The organism is Maribacter sp. PR1, assembly GCF_028464145.1.
Lineage (GTDB): Bacteria > Bacteroidota > Bacteroidia > Flavobacteriales > Flavobacteriaceae > Maribacter.
This window is the reverse complement of record NZ_JAQPCG010000003.1, coordinates 271,883-288,578: the sequence shown is the minus strand read 5'-3', so window position 1 is coordinate 288,578 and position 16,696 is coordinate 271,883. Positions and strand designations below refer to the sequence as shown.

Genomic DNA, 16,696 nt, shown 5'->3' with positions numbered 1-16,696 from the left:
CAAGGTTTGAGGTAAAATGTTCTTATATCAAATTTAAAATATGCAGAATTTAAAATCTAGAACTCAAAAATTTGCTGTTGATTGTTGGCATTTTTGCTCCAAGCTTCCTAAATCTCGAGAATATGATGCTTGGGCAAGGCAGTTAATTCGATGTTCTAGACCGGTTGGTGCAAATTATCGTGCTTCTCAAAGGGCAAAATCCACTGCAGATTTTATCAATAAACTTAAAATTGTAAAGGAAGAAGCTGATGAGTCTGTGTATTGGTTAGAACTTTTTTTGGAAGTGCGGCCAGAACTTGAACCTGAAATAATTCCATTAAAGAAAGAAGCTTCAGAGTTATTAGCTATTACAGTGGCATCCATAAAAACTGCGAAAAAAACAGATAATAATAAACAATTTATACGATATACTTGTACCTCAAACCTTTACCCTTGTACCTTTAAGTTATGTTAGCAAAAAGAATAATACCCTGTTTGGATATAAAAGACGGAAGAACCGTGAAGGGCGTTAATTTTGTGGATCTACGGGATGCCGGAGACCCCGTAGCGTTAGCCGAAATATATAGTCAAGAGGGTGCTGATGAGCTGGTTTTCTTGGATATTTCGGCAACGGAACAGAAAAGAAAGACTTTGGCGGAATTGGTGTATCATGTAGCAGAGAAAGTGAGTATTCCATTTACGGTGGGTGGGGGAATCTCCTCCGTTGAAGACGTGGACATTTTACTTCATAACGGTGCGGACAAAGTATCCATTAATTCCTCAGCAGTAAAGAATCCCCAATTGATTAATGACCTAGTAGCCAAATTTGGCTCTCAGTGTATCGTGGTGGCCATTGATGCCAAACAGATTGATGGGGAATGGATTGTTCATTTGGTAGGGGGGAAAGTCCCTACGGAACGTAAACTATTCGAATGGGCCAAAGAAGTTGAAGAACGCGGTGCCGGAGAAATCCTTTTTACCTCCATGGATCACGATGGGACTAAAAATGGATTTGCCAATGTAGCGCTTTCAAAATTGTCCGGTGAATTGAATATTCCTATTATAGCTTCCGGTGGTGCCGGAAATATTCAGCATTTTACGGATACCTTTAAGGAAGGAAAAGCCGATGCTGCCTTGGCCGCTAGTGTTTTCCATTTTAAGGAAATTAAAATTAAGGATTTAAAGGAGGAATTACGGAAAGAGGGAATTCCTGTTAGAATTTAGCAACATACAAAAGCGAATCGATGAAGAAAATTGGACTTATAGGTGGAATTACATGGCAATCTACGCAATTGTATTATCAGTATTTAAATGAAGCCGTTAATCGGGCATTGGGAAGTTCACACTCCTGTAAACTGATTTTGGAATCTGTTGATTTTCAAGAAATTTCAGAGAAGCAAAGTGCAGGAGATTGGGAGTCCTTGAATTCTGACTTTGCCGAGATTGGAAAAAGATTGGAAAGGGTAGGTGCAGAGATTATTCTAATTGGTGCCAATACAATGCATCTTTGTGCGGACAGTATTAAAGCTAAAACGAACGTACCCTTATTGCATATAGCGGAAGCGACTGGTGAAGTTATTAAAGCCAAGAGTCTTAAGAAGGTTTTATTACTCGGAACAAAATACACAATGGGACTAGATTTTTATAAGCATATTCTCGAATCTAAATTTGATATTGATACCTTGGTTCCTAAGGAGTCTGATCAGAAGTTGGTCCATGATATTATCTACAATGAACTGGCCAAGGGAATTATAACATCAAAATCGAGAAAAGTCTATCAAGAGGTAATACAAAAATCAGAAAACCTTGGAGCCGAAGGAGTTATTTTAGGATGCACGGAAATTCCTTTGCTCATTCAACAGAAACACTGCGATATTCCTACCTTTGATACCACTAAAATTCATTCAGAAGCTGCTATAGCCTTTGCAATAGACGCATAAAAGAATAACTATGAAAGTTGACTTTAACAAAAACCCGGATGGACTAGTTCCTGCCATTATTCAAGATGCTAGCACTAAAAATGTACTCATGCTAGGATACATGGACGAGGAAGCCCTACAAAAAACCCAAGAGACGGGCAAGGTTACCTTTTTTAGTCGTACCAAATCAAGGTTATGGACCAAAGGAGAGGAGAGCGGTCATTTTCTAAAACTAGTTGAAATTAAAAATGATTGTGACAATGATACATTACTTATTTCGGTCAATCCTATGGGACCTACCTGTCATACAGGAAGTGATACTTGCTGGGGTGAAGAAAACGATTCCACTTTTGGTTTCTTTTCAGAATTGGAAAACACGATTACGGAACGTAAAAATGCAGCTGATGGTGAAAAGTCCTATGTGGCTTCACTTTTTGATAAAGGTATAAACAAGATTGCCCAAAAAGTAGGGGAGGAAGCCGTTGAAACGGTCATAGAGGCCATGGACAGTAATGATGACTTATTTTTATATGAAAGTGCCGATTTGCTCTTTCACTATCTAATTCTATTACAAGCTAAAGGGTTTACTTTACAAGATATTGAGGCTGAGCTGGTAAAACGGAAAAAATAACTATCGTTTTATATTACCCTATTTACTCAACTTCAAAATCCGAAAAGCACCTTGGATAACCAAAACAAATACAATAGTACCAATAATTAGGTCGGGCTTATTAGAGCCTAACCAATGTACCATAAGCCCTGCTGTAATTATCCCAAGATTGATAATTACGTCATTTGAAGTGAAAATCATACTGGCCTTCATATGTGCTTCTTGTTTGCTCTTTGATTTTTGCAAAATATAAAGACACATACCATTAGCGATTAGTGCAAAAATGGAAATAATAATCATGGTGTAGAAATCGGGAAGTTTCTCCGTTCCAATAAATCTTCTAAGAACTTCTACAAAGCCTATCAAAGCCAATACGATTTGAAAATAGCCGGCAAGCTTGGCGATTTTCTTTTTTCGCATTAAGGTGCCTCCAACAGCAAAAAGACTAATACCATATACAAAACTATCAGCCAGCATATCCAGACTATCTGCAATCAGCCCCATGGATTTCGATAGGAACCCAGTAGTCATTTCAATAAGGAAAAAAGAAAAATTTATTGTGAGTACTACCCATAAAAGTTTTCTTTGATGGTTGGTTTCATTAAAATCCTTTTGGTTCGTCTCTACTGTTGAAAGTTTTTTGCCACCAAGGTTCAGTTCTAGAATGGATTTCTCAATTTTTTCCGAATCTTCTTCATGATAAACATCCAGTTTCCGATTGGATATATCAAAATCCAAATGGACAATAGAGCTGATACCTTCCAATTTCATCCGAATCAGATTTTCCTCGGATGGACAATCCATCTTGCTTATCTCGAATATTGATTTCTTCATTTATACTACTTCAACGACAACATTACCGGTTTTTTCTCCGGTCATTACAAAATCATAGGCCTTGGCAATATCATCCAACGTGAATTCTTGGTCGATTACGGGCTTAAATGTGCCCGATTTTAAAAGATTACTTAGGTATGGTATCGTTTTTTGTTTATCATATGGAATTGGAAAAATCACTTTTTTAGACTTTAAAAATGAAAATAAAGCATAGAATATATTTTGGGAATAAGGTCCAAGTTCAGAAGAAATATAAACCCCTTTTTTCTTTAATAGGGGTTTACACTTTCCAAAAGTGCTCTTGCCCACTGCATCAAAAATAAAGTCGTACGATTCAGTATCCGTTGTAAAATCTTCTTTTGTGTAATCATAAATTTTATCCGCCCCTAAGGATTTTATAAGACCGATATTCTTTGTGTTGCAAGTGGCTGTAATTTTTACATCGTACTGCCTTACGAACTGAAGTAATGCAGATCCAATAGCTCCTGTGGCTCCATTGATAAATACCTTCTGTCCTGGTTCTATGTTTACTTTATGGATAAAGGTATATGCATAGTGTGCTCCTTCCAAACTGGCGGCTGCTACTTTAAGGCCAACACCATCTGGGATTGAAAAAACATCCTTAACGTTGGCTTTCATATACTCGGACTGGGATTCCGAGCCAATATCGGTAAAACCAAAGACATTATTACCTTTTTTGAACTTTGTAACAGTGTTCCCTATTTGAACAATTTCACCGGCAAAATCGGTGCCCATAATTACTTTTCTGGGTTTAGAAAGCCCGAGAATTAACCGCATAATAAAAGGCTTTGCGGTAAGGTTGGCGCAATCTGTTCTATTTACCGTTGCAGCATGTACCCTAATCAGTACTTCATCATCATGGATATCGGGTAGGTTGATTTCTTCAACTGAAATTTGCTCGGGACCGCCATATATTCTTCGGATTGCAGCTTTCATTTTTCAAGCCGTCTTACCCTTATATTCTTGAAATATACTCGTTGACCATGATGCTGAAACATGATATGCCCTTCCTTATCCGAATGGAATTCTGGATTTTCCTTGAATTTACTATTGTTCAATAATTTTTTCATTTCAGGACTATCCATTGTGAAGTCGATGACCTTTTTTCCGTTCAACCAATGTTCTACATGTCCCGAGTTGTGTATAAGCCTGGCCTTATTGAATTCACCAATAGGTTTCAGTTCCTTATTCATGGGTTTAATTAAATCATATAAAGAACCGGCAGACCGCACGGCAAGGGTATCATAAAAATTTTCATCATCCAAAATCTGTAATTCATAGTTGTCCAACCAGTTGGGACTATTACCATTTCCCGATTCCATGGTCAAATCCTCTTGCATGTGAAAGAAAACACCAGAATTTGCTGCCGTGTCCACGGCCCATTCATATTCCAACTCAAAATCCTTAAACCGTTCTTTCGTAATTAAATCCCTGTTTGTGGTATCTGGATTAGCAACCAAGGCACCATTTTCCACATACCAGATTCCTTCTGGGAATGTTTCCATACCGTAGCCTCTTAAGGCTTGTATAGAATTTCCATCAAAGAGAACAATCCAATCATTTTGGGTTTGCGATTCAATTTGCTGTTTGGATTTCTTTTTATTGGAATCACAGGAATATAAAAGCATGAAAATCAGTGAAATACTCAATAACTTTTTCATTTTTAATTTTGTGTTTTTGTGTTCTTGTGTTTGCAATTATGAAATTTATTCTTCTAAAATCTTCGTCTCAAAGCCATCAATACTTTGGGTATTTTTATTCTTCCAATAATCATATATCTTTTCTTCCCCTTGCATTTCAGCCCAAGTATTTAGGGTTGTACGTTCCTCTTTAAAATCCATAAAAGGCACTGCAAATCCACAGGATGTTTGTACCAAATCGACATCCATTTCAATGATTTGTCTGGAGCCGGCATTTACAGGGAACAAAGTTGCGTGTGTTTTAAAGGCTTTATCCCTTTTATGATAGATGGTTGCCTTGCCATAAAGTCTTAGTATCATTGGTTTTCCCTCAAAGGCACAGAACATTATGGTCATTCTTCTATTTTTTAAAAGATGTGCTGCTGTCTCATTTCCACTACCGGTAAGATTAAGCCAAACCACTTTGTTCTCGCTAATTACCCTAAAACTATCGGTTCCTTTTGGGGATACATTTACCCGGCCTTTAGATGCAGCCGTCCCTACGAAGAATATATGTTGACTTTCTATAAATGACCTTTGTTCGGAACCAATTTCAGATAACTTTTTTCCCATATGGATTTTTTAATTTTTTTTCGAATGGAAATTTAAGGATTATATTGTTTTCTGATTTTATATATGAATTCCTTTTCTTAAGGGAGTATTGCAAATTTTTCAATACTGTATGGCAAAAATAAGAGTGGTTCCTGTCACTGTAATTTAATATAAGTTTCTGTTTAAAGAAAATTAAAGCTTCTAATACCTAAAGTGACCAAGTGCCATCCAATTAAGAACAGGCCTATGTAATTGAGAATCCTTTTCGTATTTTTAAATAGCAATTTTAAAATACTTAAATATGACAATACTGAGCAAGATTAAATGGATTTTGGGAATATCAATGATTTTTATATTGATCATTGCCACGAATCTCATTGACCGAAATAACTTTTTAAGGGTCAAGGATTCTGTCACCACCATTTATGAAGATCGCTTGGTAGTCAAGAATATTATTTTTGAAATTGACCGATATATACATGAAAAGGAGCTTGCCATGGTACGGAAAGATTCCGCTTATTATAATAATAAGGCTTCGAAGATAAATGACAAGATTCAAAATTTAATTTTACGCTATCAGGAAACTAAATTAACAAAAGAAGAAGCAAAAGTTTTTGAAGAGCTCAAACAAAATCTTGTGGAATTAAAAGCTCAAGAAGTTAAATTTGTTGAATCTGGTAAGACACAAAAAACACTACTCGAATCAAGTATTGATGATGTTAAGGAAAATCTTTATGACCTTTCACAAATTCAATTAAGTGAAGGTAACCGTCAAATGAACATTAGTAAAAAGGCGGTTGATACGGTCGAATTATTTACACAGCTCGAAATCTATATTTTAATTTTTCTAGCAATCCTGATTCAAGTCATTATCATCTACAATCCCAAAAATGAATAAGTATTTGGATTTTTAAAACACTTATTTAGTATTTCTAAAGGTTAATAATTAATAGGTTATGCTAAAGGAATCGAATATTCCTATATTATCCCTAGAAACTTCATCCATTTTAATTTGAAGTCCGGCCTTCATTCCGGATGACCACCAGGCCAGATTCCCACCATCCAGGTAATTTAAGGGCTCCCATTTTTGATTATCATAACTGTAACTCATTTGAATGGCGTTTGAGCCACTCACTTTGGCTCTAAGCCAAATACCGCCCATACTTTTAAGGCTAGGTATTGAGGTTATTTGGGTATACTCGCCGTTTTCAACCTTCCAAATAATAATTTCATCTCCTTTTGTTCCCATACCAAGACTATTGCTTTTGGTCGTATACAATACAAGTCCCTTTAAGGCTTCGTTTCTAATTACCACTTTTGTTGTAAACTCAAATTCTGAATCGTCCGGGATAACACAAAGTACTGCCCCTGTTTTGTTTGTTGAATCTGTAGCTGTTTCCTTAAGTATTAGAGTGTTGTTATGTACCTCCGATTTAAATACAGGGTTTTTTACATTATACTTCCAATACTGCGCAAGTTGATTTCCATTAAAAGAGTCTATAATATTCTTCTCGAGCCGATTTCCTTGAACCGTATTGGGATCTACTTTAAAATAGGGCCAACCAGAAGTTTTTTCCCAGTAAAATTGACTTAAAAGTGCCGCTCTACCTAACCTAGGAAAACCCTTGGTATTGTAAGCATGATAGAGATAAAACCAATCATTGCCATGTTGCACGGCGGTACCATGACCTGGACATTTCCACTTGGAGTTCCCTTTAAGAATGGGGTTTTGACTATACTTTTCCCAAGGCCCCGTAATGGTTTTGGCCCTTGCAACGCCAACCATATAATCACAATCATTACCACAGCAGGCGTTTCCTGAATACAGCATATAGAGATAATCGTCATGTTTAATAATAGCCTGACCTTCAATTCCTCCTCGTTCCCAGGTTCTTGAATCAGCCGTAACCACATTAAAATATTTGCCGACGAGTTGTAGTCCGTTACTGGAAAGTTTTGAACCCAAAATTTGAATAGGTTTGTCCGGAGTTAAACCATAGGCTTTCCAGGTAATATATAGCGTTCCCTTTTCTTTATACACATAGGCATCAATGGCTTCATCGCCCCAATCAATTAGAACACCCTCATCTTTAAACTCTTTAGTAATATCCGTGGTAGTTGCTACCCCTATTTTAGAAATACCATCCGTACCGCGGGCCGTATAATAGCAATAAAAAGTACCGTTTTGATAATATAGTTCCGGGGCCCAAAAACTCCCCATGGTCCAATTTGGATTGGTATTAAAAACGGCACCAATTTGTTCCCACTGATAAAGATCTGTTGATTTATAGATAGGGTAAAAAGGAGCCCAGTCTCCCGTGGTTCCTGTCGCATAGTAGACTCCATCCACTTCAATAATGGAAGGATCTGGAAGTTCCCCGGGAATAACTTGGGTCTGAACCATATCCGATTGGGCAACGCCCAATAGCGGCAGACCTATTAGTATTATGATCAAAAAATAGAATACCCTAATTTTTAAAGCCATACCTCACTTATTTTAAGTTCACTAAAAATAAAAAGATAGTTCTGTCACTTACGTAGATTACCTAAAAAACGGGCGTGTTTTCATGAATTTATAGTTGAATGATTAGATCTTGAACTATTAATGGCTCAGGCTTTCTAAAAAATAGGATTGATATTATCAAAATGAATACGATGTTACTAATAAATACAGCAGGTATATACAAATAAAAACCCTATTGAATATTTCTGGTATTGGCTACTTCTCTATGAAGTTTCCAAACACCATCATTTTTGTCTTTTTTTAGAATGGTTAGGTATGTTGCTGGTAACCCAATAGATTTTCCATCCGCATTGGTATAATAGGTCGTACTCGTTCCAAAATCATAGGCAACACTATCGCTTACTACTATGGTTTCCATGGGTTTCATGACCAAACTATCGTAATGGAACTCCCCAGATGGTTGGCCTTGCAATGCAACAAAAGCCTCCCAAGTACCACAATCGGGGGTCAATGACATAGCATCCTTTGTACCATAATTCATCAAATCTTGAAATCTATTCTCTTTAACCGCGAGTTCGAATGCCGCTCTTGTCTCCTCGATGGATGCCAGTTCCGCCCGAATATCTATGTTTTTATCCTTCACAGGCTCCAGCTCTGTTTGTTTAACTTTTTCATTACAGGACAGAATACAAAGTAATAAGGGGATTAGTAATAAATTTTTCGTTTTAAATTAGTTTTTTAGGTAATTAAAGATGGGTGTCAAACGATATATAAAAAATCATTTTTCTGTTTCTAAGTATCGGTAAAACTATCTTCGGAATTATTAATTAAAAATAACAGTGATTTTGTATAAATGGTTAGATACTTTTTACAAGCTGTATATTATTTCTCTTGTTGATGCTTCTCTTTTAACAGTATAGTAGGATAACTCCCGTAAACAAAGCAAAGTGTTAAAAGAAAAAGTAATCCAAATTATTCAATCAGACGGTTATATAATTCGTCGTTGAGTATATACTCCTTTGCCATTTCCTCGGCAACCAAAAGTGCATTTTCTCTATAGTTTTTATTGTTGTACACATCCAAGATCAAGGGTTCTAAATTTTTGGTACTGATTTTATTAATTTTTATTCCTTTGGGACCCAAGCCCTTTTCATGAATAATTTCATTCCAAACAAATTGGTCGATTACATGGGGAATGATTAAGGAGGCACAACCATTTTTCAGGCCCATATGGGTTGTTCCCGAACCTCCGTGGTGGATAACGGCATACATCCTTTTAAAAATCCAATCGTAGGGTATATGGGATACAAAATGAAATAGATCAGTATCATAGGTGCTTGGTGAAACCAAGCCTCCCGATGATGTATTGAGGATAGCCGGGATGTTATTACGTTTTAGAATATCCAGAATAATGGCCGTTTTTTCAACAGGTTTCGGGTTGGTCATACTTCCAAAACTTATGAAAATAATCTTGGTGTGCTGTTCCAAAAACGCCAATAATGAAGCGTCGGGTTGCCAATTTGTAGTTTTATTCCGCTCGTGATAGCCCAGCACTTTCATGTTGTTGGACCAATACTCAGGGCGTTTAAAAAGTTGGGGAGACACTGTATAAAATATTTTATGGCGCTGCATCGCGTTTTTAATCTGTTTCTTGGAAACTCCTGCTATACCCAATTGCTTGACTACATCCATAATTGCCTTCGTCGTACCCCAATCCGCCAATTTATACGTGAGCTTATTTAGAAACTCACCATAATTGCTATGAAATGCTGTGTGGGTATGTCCTTTGACGTAATGTAAATAGGGGACTGGGCTAATATAAATTGTTTTACCAGGATGTTCCAATTCCCAAATAACGGGATATAGGGCCTTACCATTGTGAATGACCCTATCCGGTTTTATACGGGCAATGGTGTCAAATTGCTTTTGTACCATTGCCTTATTGTTTTCACGCTGAATCTTGGCTAGCTTAATAAATGCTCCTATTTTCTTGAATTGGGAACCGCCACCGCCCAAAGCGAATTTACCCAGGTCACTTTCTAGCATTTTCATAAACGCTGATCCCAAGCTTTCAAATGCAAACCCTGATTCTTCTACTAGATTTCTAAACTGTTCTGGAAAAAGACAAGTCACGGCATGCCCTTTTTCCTTCATACTCTGACCAATGGCCAAAAATGGTTCCATATCGCCTCGAGTACCTATGGATATTAGGAGGATATTCACTTTTTGGTAGTAAAGATTCCAAAATGCCATAGGATTCCACAGGGGTCATGCAGGAAGAATTCATTACCCCAATCGTTGTACTGAATTCCAGACAATCGTACGTTTTTATATTTTTCGGTCAGTCCCAAACCTTGAACATAGGTGAGCATTACCTCCAAATCATCTACTTCAAAAAATACCATGGAGTTGTCTATCCAATCCTTTACATAGGCATCCTGTAAATAGAATCCGAATTCTCCCATGCTGAAATAGGACATTGTTTTGGAGGTTACAAATTCGGAGAAACCCAAATCCAGATAAAAGTTTCGGGATATGGTGTAATTCTTGGAACCTATAAAAGGTCTGATGGATTTTCCTGATATTTTCATTTTTAACTGCTTAACGGTTGAAATTATAGCTACGTCAACTATTCATTTGAAAATAGCATAAAAACCTACTATACCTGAAATTAATAGGAAGTCTTAAGGTAGTGATTTTCAATGAAACACTCGCTTTCCCTCAAAGCGGCCAAGCTCTTTTTCTTTGACGTACTATGGTCTTTTAAAGCTAAAAATCAAGGTGTAAATCGGTTAAAAAACTCCTCCGTGTCTTTGATGTCCTCCAAATGCAACATCCAACAAACTTCGGACAGGTCCGAAAAATCTAGCCCGTTCTCCGCAACCGCTTCATTGTTGTAACGCCCTTCTTTTCCATTGTATTTTTGGGATAGATTCACTGCCAATTCCCAAACCGACTTTAATTTAGGGTCTTTAACCTCCTGTTTCCATGCTGTGTATCCTGGCGTACGAAATCCTGGGGTTCCATTTCCTACGGAGTTTCCATCTTTAATTTTATTGTATTCCGTGTTCGTTTTTGCGAATTCTAGAAGCTCCGGACTAGTCACTTCTTCATTCCAATCGCTGTGTTGTACAATATGGATTCGTTTCTTACTTTCCAACTCGGGTAGCATTTTTTGAATTGCCATCACCAAATGGGCCGAAAAATCGGACTGACCGGCCTCGGCAATCCAAATATCTCCTTCTGCTTCCAATGTGGCCATAGCCCGTTGGGCGACTTCCTCCGCTGCAGCTTCCATTCGCTCATGGGCATCTGTCCAATTATGTCCAAATGCCAATTTGAACAATGAATTGGGTGGTACATACAATCCTTCTTGAATACCATACGTACCCGCCACTGCGTGATACTTGACCTCCGAAAATTTGGGTTGTGACATCAGGGTCAGCAATCCGGCTGCGGCATGAAGATCATCCACATCCGTCTTACAATCAAAATGCATCAATAACAGGTCTTTTCCTAGGTTGAAACGAGGTTTAGCTCTGTATAACTCGATTGCCTTTAGGTATTTATTGGCTCCGGCCTCGGTCTGATCCGTTAGAAAACCGTTCAGTTCCGGATTCATTTCGTCTATATAGGTGAGGAGTCTGGTCCTGTTGTTTCCAAAGGTTTTACTATCAAAATCCACATACTCAGTACTGACCTTAGTAATCTTACCATTTTTTATGGTAATGTTATTATCCGTAATAAAAGGTTTTTCATATAGAAATTGGATTCTGGTATCCGATTTAGAAACGGTCGCTTTAATTGTTCCATTGTCTTCTTTTACAATTTCCAAAATTTCATACGTAGGGTCAAAAACGGCATCCCATTTTAGCAATTCCTTATATTCCTCTTGGGAATAGCTCGGACTATACTCACCTTCTTGGGTTTGAATGTTGTCGGCCAACAATACGGAAATTTGCGAATAATCCGAAGTGTCCAACATATGGTAATACTGGTTTACGATTTCTGTGTCGCTCTTTTTCTCGGAGTTCCTACAGGATAGTAGTCCGATAGCACAAAGGGATATTACTATAATTCTTTTATTCATGTGTTTTATTTAATAGATAATCCTTGTATAATCTTGGTTTAATCGATAGGGGAATCTAGACCTATATATTATCAAAAGTAAATATAACAATTACCTGTTATGTCATTTTCATAGTGGTTTCATTAATTACTAGGCGAGTTTTACTTAAGAACCATGCGCAATGTTGTATGCCAATTTATTTAACCATTAACTCATTAAACTGAACTACTTGAAAATCTGGAGAAGAATCGAACAATTCATCCAAGATCCATTTATGTGCTCCTCCATAGATAATTAATAAATTTTCCTTCAAAACAGGGTTTACTAAATTTTTTGAGTTAGCATAGATTCTAGAATTTCTTCGATACCATCTACCCAATAAATCTGCGCCAACATATTTGTCTAAATACCCCACATTGACAAGACCTGTAGTCCAAAGTTGCTTATTCCTTGATACATTTTTTTTCGAGTTTATGAGTAGAAGATAATCCTTAACATTTAGATGTTTTTGAATAGTATCCATAAATGTATTATATCTTGAATTTTCTTGGTCGTATGAATGCCATAACCCCAAATGTCCCAAACTATCGGCATAGGCTTCCCAGTCCTCTATCTCATTAATACTTTCAGGTAATGGTGGGTTGTTATCCACGCAGTATACCTTTTTATGCCCTAGTATTTTTGCGAGTCTAAAACCAACTTGAAAGGCTTCGTTCAGACCTAATTTATAATTTCCCGCTAAATATTCTTGATAAAGAGAATCGAGATTGCTTTGATATTCTGGACGCCACTCGACGGCTATTTTTGCTGGATTAAAGTCTTTTAATCTCTGAATGATAGTATCCAATTCACGTTGGTTCAGTTCGGTAGAAATATCGACATGATTTTTAGCAACTACATCACTTCCGTCACGACTTCTATCAAAATGAAAAACTCCTAATGTTAACACTTTATGATTTGAGCTCTTATCAAGGCTTGGAAAATTATCAATGGCCCAGTCTATACTATCTGAGGGGTACAATTCTGACTTTTCCTGGATTGTCTCTTTACAAGAATACAGTAATATGAACAAGCAAAAAATTAATATATACTTCATTGATAATTTAGTTTTTTAGAAATCATTTTTTTGGCCTTGCTCAACTCTTGAAATAAGTTTTCTTCGGTACTTATCTGGTCATGAGCGTAATTTTCCAAGATTATCAAGTATTTATTATTGTTAAAACTTTCGTCCCCTATTTTGTTTGTAACACTTTGAATATATGTGTTGGATTGCAATTCTAAATCATCTTGCAGTTTATAAACACTGGAAAGTTGTTCTAACAAATCAAGATCAAACCTACTGAGTAATCCTGACAAAGAGGCAGATTGGAATGATGCATTTTTTAATAGAGGAGGATTTAGTCCTTTCCAAAATGTAAAGTCAGAAGGTAATGAGTTTCGATTATCCAATAAAAATATACTATCCCTCAGTTGTCTGAAATACTTTAATGATTCTTGTGTTGTAACTTCATTATACTTTATTTCTTGTAAGATATTGTTAAGTACTTTTTCAGTTTGTAGTTTGTCTTCTTTTTCTTTACTCCAATTATTTGCTAAAAGGCCTAAGTAGACCCCAAGCATTACAGGTACAATTAAGACAAAAATTTCATAAAGTATTTTTCTAGGCTTCTTCATTTAAATTCAATTAATGGCATGCATTCGCGCGCTATCTACGAAAGCTGCGAGAGCAATGTGAGGGTTTGAGCGTTAGTGTCTTATTTTAAAGAAATATAAAAAAATCCCTAAACTAAGAATACTAATTTTGACGATCTTCCCAGTGTAATCTTCCCTAAAATAGAACAAGCCAAAATTCAAATTTATTCCCATTTCACATATTTTCGCCAGTTATGTTGTTCTTTGAATCCAAGAACTTCCCGGATTTTACGATTTGAAAACAATGCTTCATGCTGACCCAATTCACGAGTAATCGGTACGTTAGGGAAGAACTTTTTAGCTAATTCTTTGCTGGGAATAATGGCACCGTTGTGATCGTTTCCAGCATTGAAAATCTGATAACCCAGGCCGTCTTTTTTCAAACATAAATCCACAATTTGCCCTAGGTCACGAGCATCTATATAACAGAAGGCATTCCTGCGGCGTACTTCAGGGTTTTTAAAATAGTGGGGGAAGAGTTCAGCATATTCGTGAGGTTCGATCACGTTTCCTATTCGAAGGGCATAAATATCAAAACCTGATCGCCGCTGGAAACTCCGGGCCGTTTTTTCATTTACCACCTTCGATAATCCATAGCTATCCATGGGGTCAACGTCATAATCTTCCTCTAGGGGCAGCACTTTAGGGTCGGTTTTGCCATCTGAAAAACAGATACCATAGGTGGTTTCCGAGGAGGCAATAATGATTTTTTTGATACCAAGTTTAACCGCTGCTTCAATCACATTATAGGTACCCATGGTGTTGACCCTAAAAGTTTCATTGTCAGGATTGATTAGAATCCTAGGGACAGCAGCGAAATGTACTACAGCATCAAATTTTGGTATTCCATTTCCTGGTTCCAATTCATCTAACCCTGCATACGAACTCATTGCGTTAAACATTTGTCCTGAATCCGTAATATCAGCTATCAAATTCTCTACCCTTGGGTGTTCCAAAGGCACCAAGTCTACATTCATTACCTTGTGTCCTTGGTCGAGAAGGTAGGGTATTACGTGCTTTCCTGCTTTTCCCGATCCACCGGTAAAGAATATTCGTTTTGTGGTCATCTATTTTCCTGTTTAGTAATGATTTTATTTGTTACTAGCGCTGCATATTCTATGTCAATTTCATAATTTTTTTCGTTTTGTGAGAATGTGCCTACTGTAAAATACTACATCATCATCGTTTGGTTTATGATTAGTTGCGTGGTTAAGTAACTAAATTTAGTAAACAGAAACGAACAAGTGAAAATTCTGAAGGAATTTTCCAAAGCAATTAATAATACCGTTATTGGCAATAGTTTTTGCTAATTTTTAATTAACTCTGTTAACTTGACCTGTGAATCTTTATAACCTAATTCAACGGCTTTTTTATAACTCTTTATGGCTTCTTCTTCTTGATTGTTTGCTTTATATCCATCGCCTAAAGAATCCCAAAGGTTACCATCATTGGGATAGAGCTGTATGTTTTTTTTAAATAGTTCTATCGCCCATTCGTTATTTTCATTTATCATTAATAATATATTTCCAATAGAATTTAAAGGTCTTGAATTTGTAAAATCGTCAGCATAATTTTTTTGAAGTAACGCGATCAGTTCTGTAGATTTATCAGTTGAATGTTCTCTGATAAAATTAATTGCATAGGCGTACAAATTATTCTTAATAGGTCCAGGACTATAATTTTTATCTAGTACAATTTTGGCTACTTCATAAGCAATAAATTCCACTTGCGAGCTGTTTGCATTTGTTGCATATGATATAAAAATGTCATATTCAGGAAACCAAACTAATGAATGTGAATACGCTCCATTAGAACCATTATGAGTTAATCTTTTTATGTTATTTTCTAACATCCTTACTGTCCAACCATAGGCATATCCATACTCAAATTTTGCACTTGTAAAATGAATATGGGAAGTAGTTAACTTTTTTAATGATTCTTCATTTAAAATCTTATATGATTTTAAAGCTTTATACCAAAGCACCAAATCATTTTGAGAACTGTTAATTCCTCCATTTGCTTTTAAGTGCCAAGTGATATCATTGTATTTTTGATATTTAAAAATAGGTGATTCACTTTCTAAAATCCCGCGGTTATAACTCCAAGCTATATTTTTTGAATCCCAGTTTGGTAACAAATAGCCTGTTTGCTTCATACCTGCTGGTGCGAAAAGGTATTCGTTTATAAAGGCCTCATAAGGTTGATTTGAAACTAACTCTATAATTCTTCCTAGAATACTGTATCCTGTATTGGAATACGAATATTTTTCACCAGGTTTCGATAATAATTTGGTTGCAAAAAGTTGTTGAAAAAAGTCTTCTTGTGAAATCTCCGCAAAGTCTTTTCCAATAGCATCCACAAAACCTGCGGAATGGGATAATAATTGATGTATTGTAATTGACTGCTTATCTTCCGGAATTCTATTAAAAAACGTACTTAAGGAATCTGTTAATTTTAGCTTTCCTAATTCTGCAAGTTTTAAAATTGCTGTAGCCGTAAATTGTTTTGTATTTGATCCGATGTCAAAAATGGTATTTGGGTTATTAAGTGTTTTTATATTTCTATTAGCCTCTCCGTATCCCTTATTGATTATAATATTTCCCTTTTTAATAACGGCGATTGCTCCAGAAAACCCATTTTTAGCACCAGCGTTTAAATAATTGTCAATTCTAGAATTTAAAATTTTTGACTGAAGTTTATTTTGACCTATTAAAGAATAATTAGCGATAATTACTAATAAAATAGTGTATAGATGTGTTTTGTTCATACTTTTTGATTTTGTTTATTTTTTGCAAAAATCTAAAAAGTTGATGGTGCAAGTTTAAATTTTAGCACGACAATGAGCTGCCAATACCATGACAATAAACCGTAAATACT

18 protein-coding genes are annotated in these 16,696 nt (G+C 36.2%); 5 read left to right on the top strand and 13 right to left on the bottom strand.

Annotation, left to right across the window (positions count from 1 at the left end; all coding sequences use genetic code 11):
- The first annotated feature begins 40 nt into the window (after window positions 1-40).
- From PP182_RS07750 to hisIE, 4 genes are read left to right on the top strand one after another with little or no spacing between them, the layout of a single operon-like run.
- Window positions 41-454: a four helix bundle protein gene (locus PP182_RS07750; RefSeq protein ID WP_272650781.1), complete on the top strand. Its 414-nt coding sequence runs from the start codon at window positions 41-43 to the stop codon at window positions 452-454.
- Window positions 448-1,203, top strand: a complete 756-nt coding sequence (hisF, locus tag PP182_RS07745) for an imidazole glycerol phosphate synthase subunit HisF (RefSeq protein WP_272650780.1) — start codon at window positions 448-450, stop codon at window positions 1,201-1,203. The genes PP182_RS07750 and hisF overlap by 7 nt, the downstream gene beginning before the upstream one ends.
- Window positions 1,204-1,223: 20 nt before the next feature.
- A complete protein-coding gene (locus PP182_RS07740) occupies window positions 1,224-1,919 on the top strand; it encodes an aspartate/glutamate racemase family protein (RefSeq protein WP_272650779.1) in 696 nt (231 codons plus the stop codon).
- Window positions 1,920-1,929: 10 nt separating this feature from the next.
- Window positions 1,930-2,529 carry a bifunctional phosphoribosyl-AMP cyclohydrolase/phosphoribosyl-ATP diphosphatase HisIE gene (gene hisIE / locus PP182_RS07735; RefSeq protein ID WP_272650778.1) on the top strand — a complete coding sequence of 200 codons (600 nt, stop codon included), beginning with the start codon at window positions 1,930-1,932 and terminating at the stop codon, window positions 2,527-2,529.
- 18 nt (window positions 2,530-2,547) lie between these two features.
- On the opposite strand, the gene PP182_RS07730 is transcribed toward hisIE, so the two are convergent.
- The 4 genes from PP182_RS07730 to PP182_RS07715 are packed head-to-tail and all read right to left on the bottom strand — an operon-like array spanning window position 2,548 to window position 5,615.
- Window positions 2,548-3,342, bottom strand: coding sequence for a cation transporter (locus PP182_RS07730; RefSeq protein WP_272650777.1), 795 nt, complete (start codon window positions 3,340-3,342; stop codon window positions 2,548-2,550).
- On the bottom strand, window positions 3,343-4,299 hold the full coding sequence (locus PP182_RS07725; RefSeq protein ID WP_272650776.1) for an NAD(P)-dependent alcohol dehydrogenase: 957 nt from the start codon (window positions 4,297-4,299) through the stop codon (window positions 3,343-3,345).
- Window positions 4,296-5,024: a 3-keto-disaccharide hydrolase gene (locus PP182_RS07720; RefSeq protein WP_272650775.1), complete on the bottom strand. Its 729-nt coding sequence runs from the start codon at window positions 5,022-5,024 to the stop codon at window positions 4,296-4,298. Before PP182_RS07720 ends, PP182_RS07725 begins: the two co-directional genes overlap by 4 nt.
- A gap of 45 nt (window positions 5,025-5,069) precedes the next feature.
- A complete protein-coding gene (locus PP182_RS07715) occupies window positions 5,070-5,615 on the bottom strand; it encodes a pyridoxamine 5'-phosphate oxidase family protein (protein ID WP_272650774.1) in 546 nt (181 codons plus the stop codon).
- Window positions 5,616-5,895: 280 nt separating this feature from the next.
- Between PP182_RS07715 and PP182_RS07710 the strand changes: the two genes are divergently transcribed.
- Window positions 5,896-6,492 (top strand): MCP four helix bundle domain-containing protein, encoded by a 597-nt coding sequence (locus PP182_RS07710; RefSeq protein ID WP_272650773.1) that lies wholly within the window; start codon window positions 5,896-5,898, stop codon window positions 6,490-6,492.
- A 48-nt stretch (window positions 6,493-6,540) separates the two neighbouring features.
- Here PP182_RS07710 and PP182_RS07705 read toward each other — a convergent pair whose 3' ends face one another.
- The 9 genes from PP182_RS07705 to PP182_RS07665 all read right to left on the bottom strand — a co-directional run bounded on the left by PP182_RS07705 (window position 6,541) and on the right by PP182_RS07665 (window position 16,586).
- Window positions 6,541-8,079: a family 43 glycosylhydrolase gene (locus tag PP182_RS07705; RefSeq protein ID WP_272650772.1), complete on the bottom strand. Its 1,539-nt coding sequence runs from the start codon at window positions 8,077-8,079 to the stop codon at window positions 6,541-6,543.
- A 211-nt stretch (window positions 8,080-8,290) separates the two neighbouring features.
- Entirely contained in the window at window positions 8,291-8,701 is a 411-nt protein-coding gene (locus PP182_RS07700; protein ID WP_272650771.1) for a YybH family protein, read from the bottom strand.
- 329 nt (window positions 8,702-9,030) lie between these two features.
- On the bottom strand, window positions 9,031-10,281 hold the full coding sequence (locus PP182_RS07695) for a glycosyltransferase (protein WP_272650770.1): 1,251 nt from the start codon (window positions 10,279-10,281) through the stop codon (window positions 9,031-9,033).
- A complete protein-coding gene (locus PP182_RS07690; protein WP_272650769.1) occupies window positions 10,278-10,649 on the bottom strand; it encodes a glyoxalase in 372 nt (123 codons plus the stop codon). The genes PP182_RS07695 and PP182_RS07690 overlap by 4 nt, the downstream gene beginning before the upstream one ends.
- 185 nt (window positions 10,650-10,834) lie before the next feature.
- Complete coding sequence (locus tag PP182_RS07685) at window positions 10,835-12,148, bottom strand: hypothetical protein (protein WP_272650768.1); 1,314 nt, start codon at window positions 12,146-12,148, stop codon at window positions 10,835-10,837.
- Between the two features lie 175 nt (window positions 12,149-12,323).
- Window positions 12,324-13,223 (bottom strand): DUF5694 domain-containing protein, encoded by a 900-nt coding sequence (locus tag PP182_RS07680; RefSeq protein ID WP_272650767.1) that lies wholly within the window; start codon window positions 13,221-13,223, stop codon window positions 12,324-12,326.
- The gene (locus tag PP182_RS07675; protein WP_272650766.1) at window positions 13,220-13,801 is read right to left on the bottom strand and encodes a hypothetical protein; all 582 of its coding nucleotides are present in this window, start codon (window positions 13,799-13,801) and stop codon (window positions 13,220-13,222) included. The genes PP182_RS07680 and PP182_RS07675 overlap by 4 nt, the downstream gene beginning before the upstream one ends.
- A 182-nt stretch (window positions 13,802-13,983) precedes the next feature.
- Entirely contained in the window at window positions 13,984-14,886 is a 903-nt protein-coding gene (locus PP182_RS07670) for an NAD-dependent epimerase/dehydratase family protein (protein WP_272650765.1), read from the bottom strand.
- 239 nt (window positions 14,887-15,125) lie between these two features.
- Window positions 15,126-16,586 carry a serine hydrolase gene (locus PP182_RS07665; RefSeq protein ID WP_272650764.1) on the bottom strand — a complete coding sequence of 487 codons (1,461 nt, stop codon included), beginning with the start codon at window positions 16,584-16,586 and terminating at the stop codon, window positions 15,126-15,128.
- Window positions 16,587-16,696: the final 110 nt, after the last annotated feature.